The sequence below is a fragment of the Gabonia massiliensis genome (genome assembly GCF_001403595.1).
Taxonomy (GTDB): Bacteria; Bacteroidota; Bacteroidia; order Bacteroidales; family Coprobacteraceae; genus Coprobacter; species Coprobacter secundus.
This window is the reverse complement of record NZ_LN877939.1, coordinates 692,963-705,472: the sequence shown is the minus strand read 5'-3', so window position 1 is coordinate 705,472 and position 12,510 is coordinate 692,963. Positions and strand designations below refer to the sequence as shown.

Annotated in this window: 10 protein-coding genes; 7 read left to right on the top strand and 3 right to left on the bottom strand. The window is 36.6% G+C overall.

The window, feature by feature from the left end; translation table 11 throughout:
- Positions 1-87: 87 nt before the first annotated feature.
- Both BN2628_RS07640 and BN2628_RS07635 read right to left on the bottom strand, forming a co-directional pair.
- Entirely contained in the window at positions 88-639 is a 552-nt protein-coding gene (locus tag BN2628_RS07640; RefSeq protein WP_044227851.1) for a nitroreductase family protein, read from the bottom strand.
- A gap of 60 nt (positions 640-699) precedes the next feature.
- On the bottom strand, positions 700-1,305 hold the full coding sequence (locus BN2628_RS07635; protein WP_044227856.1) for a riboflavin synthase: 606 nt from the start codon (positions 1,303-1,305) through the stop codon (positions 700-702).
- A gap of 128 nt (positions 1,306-1,433) precedes the next feature.
- Between BN2628_RS07635 and BN2628_RS07630 the strand changes: the two genes are divergently transcribed.
- The 3 genes from BN2628_RS07630 to BN2628_RS07620 all read left to right on the top strand — a co-directional run bounded on the left by BN2628_RS07630 (position 1,434) and on the right by BN2628_RS07620 (position 4,785).
- Positions 1,434-2,996, top strand: coding sequence for a DUF4435 domain-containing protein (locus tag BN2628_RS07630; RefSeq protein ID WP_044227858.1), 1,563 nt, complete (start codon positions 1,434-1,436; stop codon positions 2,994-2,996).
- Positions 2,997-3,008: 12 nt separating this feature from the next.
- Complete coding sequence (locus BN2628_RS07625) at positions 3,009-3,875, top strand: 1,4-dihydroxy-2-naphthoate polyprenyltransferase (protein WP_044227863.1); 867 nt, start codon at positions 3,009-3,011, stop codon at positions 3,873-3,875.
- A gap of 121 nt (positions 3,876-3,996) precedes the next feature.
- The gene (locus tag BN2628_RS07620; protein ID WP_157256124.1) at positions 3,997-4,785 is read left to right on the top strand and encodes a CPBP family intramembrane glutamic endopeptidase; all 789 of its coding nucleotides are present in this window, start codon (positions 3,997-3,999) and stop codon (positions 4,783-4,785) included.
- Between the two features lie 94 nt (positions 4,786-4,879).
- Here BN2628_RS07620 and BN2628_RS07615 read toward each other — a convergent pair whose 3' ends face one another.
- Positions 4,880-6,529, bottom strand: coding sequence for a diphosphate--fructose-6-phosphate 1-phosphotransferase (locus BN2628_RS07615; protein ID WP_055096677.1), 1,650 nt, complete (start codon positions 6,527-6,529; stop codon positions 4,880-4,882).
- A 368-nt stretch (positions 6,530-6,897) separates the two neighbouring features.
- Between BN2628_RS07615 and BN2628_RS07610 the strand changes: the two genes are divergently transcribed.
- The 4 genes from BN2628_RS07610 (at position 6,898) to BN2628_RS07590 (ending at position 12,460) form a co-directional block, all read left to right on the top strand.
- On the top strand, positions 6,898-7,599 hold the full coding sequence (locus BN2628_RS07610) for an iron-sulfur cluster assembly scaffold protein (RefSeq protein ID WP_021931215.1): 702 nt from the start codon (positions 6,898-6,900) through the stop codon (positions 7,597-7,599).
- Between the two features lie 18 nt (positions 7,600-7,617).
- The gene (locus BN2628_RS07605; protein ID WP_021931214.1) at positions 7,618-8,628 is read left to right on the top strand and encodes a GGGtGRT protein; all 1,011 of its coding nucleotides are present in this window, start codon (positions 7,618-7,620) and stop codon (positions 8,626-8,628) included.
- Between the two features lie 671 nt (positions 8,629-9,299).
- On the top strand, positions 9,300-11,078 hold the full coding sequence (locus BN2628_RS07595; RefSeq protein WP_257606459.1) for an FAD-dependent oxidoreductase: 1,779 nt from the start codon (positions 9,300-9,302) through the stop codon (positions 11,076-11,078).
- A gap of 440 nt (positions 11,079-11,518) precedes the next feature.
- Positions 11,519-12,460, top strand: a complete 942-nt coding sequence (locus BN2628_RS07590) for a penicillin-binding transpeptidase domain-containing protein (RefSeq protein ID WP_082430145.1) — start codon at positions 11,519-11,521, stop codon at positions 12,458-12,460.
- Positions 12,461-12,510: the final 50 nt, after the last annotated feature.

Genomic DNA, 12,510 nt, shown 5'->3' with positions numbered 1-12,510 from the left:
GCAAAAGTAATGTAAAAATAGAAAGTAGGCAATCAATAATGAAAAAACAGGAAAGGAAAGTAAGATTTTTTCTTTTTCTGTTTGTACTTATTTGTTCTTGTATTGATTGTAAGTTACGATACTATCTATTGGTTTTCTTTTTTTAGGTAGGTGTTCCTGGTTTGAGTATCCGATAAGGATGTCAAGAATAACTCGTTTAGATGAGGGAATATCTAATAATTTTTTTATCGCTTTCTCGTCGAACCAACCGATAATGCATGTACTTAACCCCTCGGCTGTAGCCGCCAAGGTAATATGTGCAGCGGCAATACCGATATCAATGGAGGGGAAATGCTTATTCTTTACTTGACTGCCGATGCTGGAAGTAAAATTAGCACTTTCTTCTACAATAATCAAATGTACTGGAGCTTGTTTGGTAAAATGATTCATTCCCAATATCCGAGTTGATGTAGCATCGGCAATTTTATTTTTTAGTTCAGGGTTATCTACGACGATGAAATGCCAGGGTTGAGCATTACATGCTGAAGGGGCTATGCGACCAGCTTCTAATATACGTTGCAATTTTTCTGGTTCTATAGCTCTTTTAGAGTCATATGTCCGACAACTTTGTCTTTTTTCTGCTAATCTAAGAAAGTCCACTAGTGCAAATTAAAAGGTGATGGATAGAGAATGGCGGAAAACATAACAGAATGTATTGTACTATGCTTGATATTTCATGATTCGACTGATGTATTTCCCAATAATATCAAATTCTAAATTGACAATACTCCCGGGAACAATTTGATGAAAATTAGTATGCTCATGAGTGTACGGGATGATGGCGACTTGAAAGCTATTATCTTTAGAATTGCATACGGTAAGACTTACCCCGTTTACGGTAACCGAGCCTTTTTCTACAGTCATGTATCCTTCGGCAGCTTTAGCTTTGTCAAATGGGTACTCAAAAGTATAATACCAACTACCGTCAGCTTCATCTACATGTCTACATGATGCAGTTTGGTCTACGTGTCCTTGTACTATATGTCCGTCGAGGCGACCGTTCATTGGCATACTACGTTCGATATTTACTTTGTCTCCGACTTTTAAAAGTCCAAGATTACTGCGTTCAAGAGTTTCTTTTATTGCAGTAACTGTGTATCTGTTACCTTCGATATTGACGACTGTGAGACATACGCCATTATGAGCTATGCTCTGATCTATTTTCAGCTCATTAGTGAAAGAACATTCGAGTGTCAGGTGTAAATTCCCCTGATCATTTTTGAGAGCAAGAATAGTTGCTGCTTCTTCTACAATTCCTGAGAACATAAGTTTTAAGTTTTGATTATATGCATCAAATGTAAAAAAAAAAAGTGAGTTTGAATGTATACTTAAAATGATAATTGACTACATTTGAAAAATGCTTATTATTTAAACATCCTATAAATGTTTACTTTATGGAAATAGTTTTACCTAAAAAAAGCAACTCGGCAGAAAGTATTATTTTGAAGGATCCGCATAATATCATTATTATAGGGGCTAATGGCGCTGGCAAGAGCCGCTTTGGACGGGCGATTGAGCGCAGGTATGCCGATTGTGTTTTCCGTATTTCTGCGGGAAATGCTTTGTGTTTAGTTCCAGAAAAGAAGAGTACTTCTCATTCCGTTTCTGGGATGTATGAACAAATGCTATCGAAAAATGGGAAAATTGAAGTGAAAGCTCAGACAGAATTTGATAGGTTGCTTTATCTTTTGCAGCAGGAAGAGTTTCAAAGTTTGGTTGATTTTAAGATGAAGCGGTTTCGAGGAGAGTCGTGTAATTTGCCCAGGACTCGGCTTGACCAGACACAAGAAGTTTGGGAACGGCTGTTTCCTCATAGTCGTATATTACGTAAAAATGGGGATTTAGAGGTGCTCTCATCGGTCGATGAGAAATCATATAAGGCTTATCGAATGAGTCAAGGAGAAAAAGCTGTTTTTTACTTGATAGCTTCGGTTCTGTTTGCTATGCCTAAAGCTTTGATTATTGTAGAGGATCCGGAGTTACATTTGCATCGCTCGATTGTAGGCTCTTTATGGGATTCGATAGAACAATCTCGTCCTGATTGTACTTTTATCTATATGACTCATGACATAGAATTTGCTGCGGGACGTCCTGCTGGTGTAAGAGTTTGGGTAAAGAGTTATGATGCAGTGCGTCGTGCTTGGGACTATGAATTGATAGAAAACCGAGAGAGTTTTCCTGAAGAAATTTATCTAGAATTGTTGGGGAGCCGTAAACCGGTGCTGTTTATTGAAGGAACTGATAATAATAGTATAGATAATAAATTGTACCCGTATATATTCCCCGATTATTTAGTAAAGCCATTAGGTGGATGTTCTAAAGTTATAGAAACAACTAAGGCTTTTGGTGAAATGAAAAATTTTCATCATTTGGAGTCAAAAGGTATAGTTGATCGAGATCGCCGTACATCTCGGGAAATTCATTATTTGCGCGAAAGAAATATTTATGTGCCGGATGTCGCTGAGGTTGAAAATTTGTTGATGCTCGAAGATGTAGTGAAAACTGTGGCTCGCCGTATGTTGCAAGATGAGGATGAGGTTTTTTCCCAAGTAAAACATAATGTGATATCTTTGTTTGATAAAGATGTTGAGACTCAGGCATTATTACATACACGTCATCGGTTGCGTCGTCAGATAGAATATATGATAGACCGAAAACTCGATACGATCGAAGAGTTGGCTCAACATATTGAAACATTGACAGAAGGAATTGATACCAAGGAAATGTATGAAAATATATGTGGTGAGTTTAGAAATTACGTGATGAGAGAAGATTATCCCTCTATATTGAAAGTGTACAATCAAAAAGGCATGCTACCACAGAGCCGGGTTACCCAATTATGCGGGTTGGCCAATAAAGAAAAATATCTTAGTTTTGTACTTTCTATTTTGAAGGAGGGTAAGAATGATGCAGCTTGTATACGCTCTGCTATCCAGCATTGTTTTGGAATAGTTTAAGTTTTAAATATTATGATGAGAGATTGGGTTGATGCGGCTCGTCCGCGTACTTTACCGGCTTCTGCGAGTCCTGTGGTTGCGGCTACGGCTTATGCTTGGCATTATGGTGTGATGAATGTTGTGGCTGCTGTCATTTGTTTGTTGTTTGCCTTGTTGGCACAGATAGCATCTAATTTTGCCAATGATTATTATGATTATAAGAAAGGTAGCGATCGTGCTGACCGAGTAGGGCCGAGACGAGCTGTAGCTTCGGGGGATATTTCTCCTAAATCAATGTTAATGGCGACATTGCTTACTTTGATAATCTCTTGTGGATTGGGACTTGCTTTATTGATATGGGGCGGTTGGTGGCTTATATTAGCCGGAATGATAATTGTTGTTTTTGCAATAGCCTATTCGGCAGGACCGTATCCATTATCCTATAAAGGATTAGGAGACGTTGCTGTGTTTATTTTTTTCGGGTTGGTAGCTGTTAATTTGACTTATTATGTGCAGGCTCTCCATTTTTGTATTGAAGTCTTTTGGGGAAGTGTTGCTATAGGACTATTGTCGGTCAATATACTTATGGTGAATAATTATAGGGATGTTGAAGCGGATCGGCTTTCTGGGAAAAAAACAGTCGTAGTACGATTTGGGCATACGTTTGCTCGATATGCTTATCTTTTCAATGGTGTTGTCGCTCTTTTATGCACTGTTGATATCTGGTTTTCTTATAATTTTTGGAGTATAGGGGCAGCTATACTGTTTTTTTGTGTCCATATAATTACGTGGCGGCAAATGTGTATATTGAAAGGAACCGCATTGAATCCGGTATTAGGAAAGACTGCCCGTAATCTGTTGATATTTACGATATTCCTTTCTATTTTTTTAATATTATAATTTCTTTTTAATTTATTGTACGACAATGAGCTGGATAAACAAATATGCACAATCTTCTTTTTCTGTAAAAATCTTGATGAGTTTGGTCATATTTCTCATTTTTTTGATTATTTCTTCCATTATGATAGTGGTAATTACTGCTCTGTGTGAAAACCATATGAGTTATGTAGAATTGTTGCGTTTGAACTTGTCTGTTCAGTCATTAGGACTTTTTGTCATACCTCCATTTTTTGTAGCTTTACTATTTAGTAATCATCCATTTAAGTATTTGCAAATTAGTTATGCCCCATCATTTATGAGTGTTTTGGGGGTTGTTGTTTGTATGGTAGTAGCTATACCTTTTATGAATTGTATCATAGATTGGAATGAAGCGATGCACTTACCCAAAGCATTGGCTGGGTTTGAGTCTTGGATGCGTGAGAGCGAAAAGGCTGCTCAAGCAATGACTAACCAAATACTAGATATGCAATCTGTCGGAGGGTTGCTGATTGTGCTCCTTATAGTAGGAGTGTTGGCTGGGGTTGGGGAAGAACTGACGTTCAGGGGGATACTACAAAGATTGATATTGGATAAGTGCCATAATCGTCATATCGCTATATGGACAGCTGCATTTATTTTCAGTGCAATTCATTTCCAGTTTTATGGTTTTATTCCTCGGTTATTATTGGGAGCTTTTTTCGGTTATCTTTTGATTGGCTCAGGAAATTTATGGCTACCGATTATAGCTCATTTTTTGAATAATGCTATGACGACATTGTATACTTATTTTTCAAAAGATAATTTGTTTTTGGCAAGTTATGAGACAATTGGTACGGCTGACTCGTCTACAGCGTGGATGGCATGGGTAAGTTTGGCACTGTTTGTTTTTTGTTGTTGGGGTTTTCGTAAGTATTTGTTTTCAAGATATTAATTGTTTGCAAAATTGTAATTTGTTTGGGAAAATGATAATTAAAAAAGCATTTCAAAATTTTGAAATGCTTTTTTAATATGTAGGAAAAGTAAGATTATTTTCCTTGAGCTTCAAGAACCAAAGTAATAGTCGGTTGGTCACATACTTCTGTCGGTCCGAAATATTGGATAGGACCGGGATATACATAGCATGTATTTTTAGCCCATGTTTCACGTTGGGATGCGAAATATTTAAATGGAGCGTCATCAAGTTTAACTAAAGCTTTTTGTATAACGGGTTTCATTTCTCCGTGGCGACGTTCCATATTCATCATCATGGTTACAGGAACTCCTCCGGCTATCCATTCTTCCGCTGGTTTAGTGGTATTGCGTACCGATGACATGTAACCGGTCTTACCTTCAGCAATAAGAGCCGATGCCGTATAGCCAAGAGAGTAACAATAATCGGCATCAAAATTTGATGGAGCAGCACAACGGCCTTCGTAACCGAAGAAATGATGTTGGGCAGCAAATTTGCCTGTATATTTGCCTTCGCTTTTCATTTCAGCTAATTTTTTACCAACCATTTCTGATAATAATTTTTCGGTTTCGATAAGCGATACTTGAACATTTCCATGAGGATCACGATCGAGTGATAATTGACGAGCAACCCCTTCAGGAAGACTTGCATAAATAGCTGAATTTTCGGGAGAAAGGTGGTTGATGATATAGTTACGTTGCTCTGATTTTTTTATCATTGCGAATTCATTTCCGTTTTTAGCTAAGAAATCGTTTAGTTCTGCAATGAGTTTTTTCATAGCCGGAATGAATTCAATAAGACCTTCAGGAATAAGTACGGTTCCGAAATTGTTACCCTCAGCGGCACGAGCAGCAACGATATTGGCAATGTAAGTTACAACATTGTCGAGTGACATATTTTTTTCTTCGACTTCTTCTGAAATAATACAGATATTGGGTTGTGTCTGCAAAGCACATTCGAGGGCAATATGAGAAGCAGAACGTCCCATCAACTTGATGAAGTGCCAGTACTTTTTTGCAGAATTACAATCACGTTGTATATTACCGATTACTTCAGAATAGACTTTGCAAGCTGTATCGAATCCAAAAGATGTTTCAATCATTTCATTTTTCAAGTCACCGTCAATAGTTTTAGGACATCCGATAACTTGGACTCCGGCATTGATTTTTTTATAATATTCGGCTAAAACACAAGCATTGGTATTAGAGTCATCTCCTCCAATAATAACAAGTGCCTGTATTCCTAATTGCTTAATGATTTCTAAACCTTTGTCAAATTGTTCGACAGTTTCAAGTTTGGTACGTCCAGAACCAATAATATCGAACCCCCCAGTATTTCGGTATTCGTCTATAATATCAGAAGTTAGTTCAATGTAATTGTGTTCAATAAGACCTGCCGGGCCTAAAAGAAAACCATATAGTTTAGAATTTTTGTTGATAGCTTTTAGACCGTCAAATAGACCCGCAATAACGTTATGTCCTCCAGGAGCTTGTCCTCCTGAAAGGATTACACCTGCTGTTACAGCTGGATAGTTTTTGCTTTCGTTACTGGGTTCAAATGAAATAACAGGCATTCCATAAGTGTTGGGAAATAATTTTTTAATTTCCGCTTGGTCAGCGACCGATTCTGTAGGAGTACCTTCTTTAATAGAAACTTGTCCTTTTAATGCTTTCGGTAATTTTGGCTGATAAGAAGCGCGGGCAATTTGCAGAGCACTTTTTTTCATTGTTGTAATAAGTTTTTATGTGTTAATAATAAAACTACTGTATTCGTTTGTTGAAAGTCAGCGCAAAATTCGTTATTTTTTTTCAGACTACAAAAGCATGTTAGTTGAAAAACTATAGAGTGCTTTTGTGCAAACGATTGTATTGTGAAATAGATACGGATTTTGCTTTCTTATATGTAAAAATATGGTAAATATTTTTATAATAAGCTTTGATTGTAAAGTCGAGATGACAATTTGATAAGTTGTTTAAAATAATGGTGTTTTAATAACTTTTCGTAATGAAAATGTATTGTTAAAACCGAGAAAAATTTTACCTTTGCATCGCTTATTAAGGCTTTAAATTTTTCATTAAATAAAAAGAGCGAATTATGATCTATTCACACGAAGTAGAACACATGTGTGTTGTAAAAAAAGGGCCGAACCATGGTCCGGCTCCTATCCCTGAAGAAGGTAGATGGGTGAAAGCTAAAGAAGTGATTGATATTTCAGGCTTGACTCATGGTGTGGGGTGGTGTGCTCCACAACAAGGTGCTTGTAAACTGACTTTGAATGTAAAGGACGGTGTAATACAAGAAGCTTTGGTGGAAACAATTGGTTGTTCGGGTATGACCCACTCAGCTGCTATGGCGTCTGAAATTCTTCCTGGAAAAACCATTTTGGAAGCGTTGAATACAGACCTTGTATGTGATGCTATTAATACAGCTATGCGCGAACTTTTCTTGCAGATTGTGTATGGACGTACTCAATCAGCCTTTTCAGAGGGCGGTTTGATGATCGGTGCTGGATTGGAAGACTTAGGCAAAGGTTTGCGGAGTCAGGTAGGTACTTTATATGGTACTTTGGCAAAAGGCCCTCGATATTTGGAAATGGCAGAAGGTTATATTAAGACTATCGCTCTTGATAAAAACGATGAAATTTGTGGGTATGAATTTGTTCACCTTGGAAAATTCATGGATGAGATTAAGAAAGGTACGGATGCTAATGAGGCTTTGAAGAAAGTAACAGGTACTTATGGACGCTTCACAGAAGAACAGGGTGCAGTTAAATATATTGATCCACGTCACGAATAATATAAGGAGGAACAAATAATGATTAGAGAAGTAAAATTTGAGAGTCAAGACCGTCGTATCAAGCAGATTCTTGCTGCGTTGAACCAAAACGGAATTAAAGATATTGAAGAAGCAAATGCTATCTGTGAATCTTATGGTCTCGATCCTTATAAAACGTGTGAAGAAACCCAGCCTATCTGCTTTGAAAATGCTAAATGGGCTTATGTAGTGGGCGCTGCTATTGCTTTGAAAAAAGGTTGTAAAAATGCAGCGGATGCAGCAGAAGCTATTGGTATTGGGTTACAGGCATTTTGTATACCTGGGTCTGTTGCTGATGATCGTAAAGTTGGTATCGGACATGGTAACTTAGCTGCTATGTTGTTACGTGAAGAAACCAAATGTTTTGCATTTTTAGCTGGTCACGAATCATTTGCAGCAGCGGAAGGAGCTATCAAAATTGCAGCAAAAGCTGATAAGGTACGTAAAGAGCCTTTACGTTGTATTTTGAATGGTTTGGGTAAGGATGCTGCACAAATTATCTCTCGTATTAATGGATTTACTTATGTTCAGACTCAATTTGATTATTATACTGGAGAATTGAAAGTCGTAAGGGAAATTGCATATTCCGATGGTCCTCGTGCTAAGGTAAAATGTTATGGTGCAGATGATGTTCGCGAAGGTGTGGCTATCATGTGGAAAGAGGGTGTAGATGTATCTATTACGGGAAATTCTACAAATCCGACTCGTTTTCAACATCCGGTTGCTGGTACATATAAGAAAGAGCGTGTATTAGCGGGTAAGCCATATTTTTCTGTTGCTTCAGGAGGGGGGACGGGACGTACCTTGCATCCTGATAATATGGCTGCTGGTCCTGCATCTTATGGTATGACAGACACTATGGGCCGTATGCACTCAGACGCTCAGTTCGCTGGTTCTTCATCAGTTCCTGCTCACGTAGAAATGATGGGATTCCTCGGTATCGGCAACAATCCGATGGTAGGATGTACAGTGGCTTGTGCTGTTGACGTGGCTACTGCTTTGAGCAAGTAATTGAATTCTAAATTGCGATATAAATCCCTGTAACTCTGATGAGTTATAGGGATTTTTTATTTATCAGATTCAGTTGTAAGAATTAGTTGATGAATATTTAGATTGAGTATTTTTTATTGTAGATATCTTTAAGTTCTTTGTTTCAACCGATAAACCGATAGGAGAGATAAACTGTATGTTTTATCTTCTATTTTTACCTTTTCAGTTTTTAATAGGCAAGGACGTATAGGTATTTACTTCGGTAATTATTATATCCATAGTATTGCTGTTTGATTTTGTTTGTACACGAGTAGTCGTAGAAAAACTTATTCCAACGATACGTATGTCGGTTATTTCATATTGTATATCGGAACTATTCTTGGTAGCATGAATATTGAAGCCACCAAACACTATTGCTTTTAGTAAGAGAAAAATATTATTGAATAATGATGGATAAATTTTGTTTTTAATAGTGTATATTCAATTAATAATCAGATGAAAAATATTTTTTTTAGATTGGGTAGTAGCAGTGATTACAAATATGTTTTTGATTTGTAATATAAATATAGGAAAAGAATCCGCTATTGTTGTAGCATATATTCTTTTTAGATAAGTAGGAATATAACTTTATTACTATTTCTGTTTTGGAGGATTGTGATGTGATGTGTTTTTCAAAAATGAATATTTGTGTGATGAAGATTATTTTTATATTTTTTCTTTTGCTATGTAGTCTGGTTACAGTGAGTAGCCAGTCAGTTTTGATAGAAACAGAACTTTTTGAAACAAAGGGTGGTTGGTCAATTGATTCTCAATTCATTGATCAGATGGGTTCTCCTTATCTGCTGGCTCATGGTTTAGGTGAAGCTGTTGAAGATGCTACTACTGAGGTAAGATTTCCGGAAACAGGTGTTTATTATATTTGGGTGCGGACAAAAGATTGGGCTCCTTATCCGAAAGGTCCCGGTAGATTTAGAATGATAATAGATGGAAAAGAATTGGATCATACCTTTGGGGCATCTGGAGATATAGAGTGGAAATGGTATAAAGCAGGGACGGTACGAATAGATAACTTAGTGACAGAAATTCGGTTACGAGATTTGACAGGTTTTGATGCAAGATGTGATGCTATATTCTTTTCAAAATCTGCTGAGGAGAATTTGCCTAATGATGTAGACGGTTTACGGCTATTTAGGAAGAAAATGTTAAAGTTAAAGGATTTTTATTATGAAGGAGAATATGATTTTGTAGTTGTGGGTGGAGGTACTGCTGGAATTTGTGCAGCAATACAGGCAGCAAGGTTAGGGTTAAAAGTAGCTTTGATTAATAATCGTTCAGTACTGGGTGGTAATAGTAGTTCGGAATTAAGAATTCCTACAGATGGAGAGCTTTTTAGGAATAAGTATCCGAAAATAGGCTCTATTATGAGAGAAATTGATAACGGTTTTGCTGGAGTTTGCAATGAGAATCTTTCTATGTATCGGGATAATTGGAGGCTGAAAATTATAAATAATGAGAAAAATATCTCTTTATTTAGAAATATGCATGTCTATGCTGTGGGAATGTCGGGCATAAAGATAGACTATGTAGACGCAATGGATATCAATACATTGAAAACTTATCGCTTTTCGGGAAAAATATTTGCCGACTGTACTGGAGACGCGTCTTTGGGACTGTTATCTGGTGCAGATCATTTGTACGGACGTGAAAGTAAGGCTCAGACAGGAGAGGCTGGGGCTCCAGAAGAAAGCGATAGTTTGACTATGGGTACATCAAATCAATGGTACGCAACATTAACGGATAGCATATCAGCTTTTCCGATTGAGGAATGGATGTTACAATTTACTGAAGATTATCATTTTGAATTGACCAAGTCTGTTTGGAATTGGGAAACCGGATTTGGTAATTTTCATATAGTTGAAGATTCGGAACTGATAAGAGACCATAATTTTAGGGCTATTTATGGTAATTGGGCTTATTTAAAGACTTATTTAAGAGATAAATATGGAAAGTATAAGTTGGCTTATTTATCTTATAATGCAGGCAAACGTGAATCTTATCGTTTAGTTGGAGATGTTTTATTGACGGAGACTGATATAAGATGTAAAGTTAATTATCCAGATGCAATTGTGACAACTACTTGGGGAATCGATTTGCATTACCCAGATAAACAAAATTCCAGATATTTCCCCGGACAAGAATTTATAGCTTACGCTATTCACCCAAATAAGCGGAAAGAGGATTATACTTTTCCTTATCGTTGCCTTTATTCACGTAATATAGAGAACTTGTTTATGGCTGGAAGGAATATAAGTGTTACTCATATTGCTTTAGGTGCAATACGAGTACAGCGTACTACTGGGATGATGGGAGAGGTTGTTGGAATGGCTGCTTATCTGTGTATGAAATATCGTTGTTCTCCTCGTCAGTTATACACTGATTATTTGCAGGAGTTATTGGATTGTGTTTCGTAATTTGAATTTTTGAGCATGGTGAAAGAAAGGCTATTCCTAAAGAAAAAAGTTTACTAAAAACTTTTTAATGGATTTGATTTTTCTATTTATTCAAAAACTTTGTTTGTAGTGGTTGGGTCCTATAAAAAGAGATTTAGGTAAAATGGTATTCGAAAGATAAAATGTGATGATAGATAGATTGTATCTATTCTAAGTATGGTATTTAAAACCGTTTATAAGAAGTAAGGATTGGTATAGTAATTTTTGAGAGGAAGAGAGAAATAGAAAATGAGTTTATATGGAAAATATCTATTTTTCTATGGAAAAGGGCGAAATTGACTTTTACAAGGCATTAAGTCTATGAATAATGGGGGTGAAGGAGAAGGATTAGTCTGGAATTTAGCATAGGAAATCACAGAGTTTTCTTATCTTTACCCAAATAACCGATAAAAGTGTATAATATGAAAAGAATAGTTTTGTGTATGAGTGTGATGTTTTTATTCGTTTTACTGGCTTGTAATTCGGGTAAAAAAGGTGAGAATTCTAAAATGGATTCAGATATTGGTGATATTTTGCAGAAAAGTTTAGTTGAATTGCAAGCAGATTCGGGTTATGTACTTGTTATTGATACAGCAGGACAAGTTAAAGTTTCAGTTAATATGGTACTCGGAGCGGATGGAAAATATGAAAAAGGCAGTAATCGTATATTCTCTGCCCAATCGGAGATGGGTTCTTTATTAATGCCGTTTGCTCTGATTCCTGCATTGGAAGATGGACTTATTACATGGAATGACAGTATTGAAATACCAGGAGATACATTGATGCATGATGGGGTTTCTATAACAGATGAAAATACCCAGATGGCACGGACAGGAAAAATTACAGTAAAAGATATTGTTGCTACGTCTTCAAATATAGGTATGGCTAAAATATTACTTGAAAATTATGAGGAGCAGCCTATGATGTTTACTCAAAAACTAAAACTGATACGTATTGTAAATGTTCCATCTCCAGATGATACAAAAACATTTTTGGGTGTAGGACAAGGGTATGGTGTGACTATGACTCCGGCGGAAATGTTGTCTTTCTATTATACTGTGTCTAAGAATGATACGACTCTTTGCTCTGATACAACGATGATGGGAATACGTGAAATTTTAGATGAGACTGTAGCTTCTGGTCTTGGAATGTCTGCATTGTCGGAAAAAGTTAAAATTGCAGGTAAGACAGGGTCTGCCATTACGGAAGATGAGGTAAAATCAGAATTCTGTGGATATTTTCCGGCAGATGCTCCGCAATATACATGTTTAGTGGTTATTAGTAATCCTAAAAACAGTCAACCTATTGAGAAAATTGCAGGAGACACTTTTAGACAAATTGCTGAGTATATAATGGAGAAATAAAGGAACTTAAATCTTAAGATTTGTCATATAATGTCATCTTATGTAAGTTG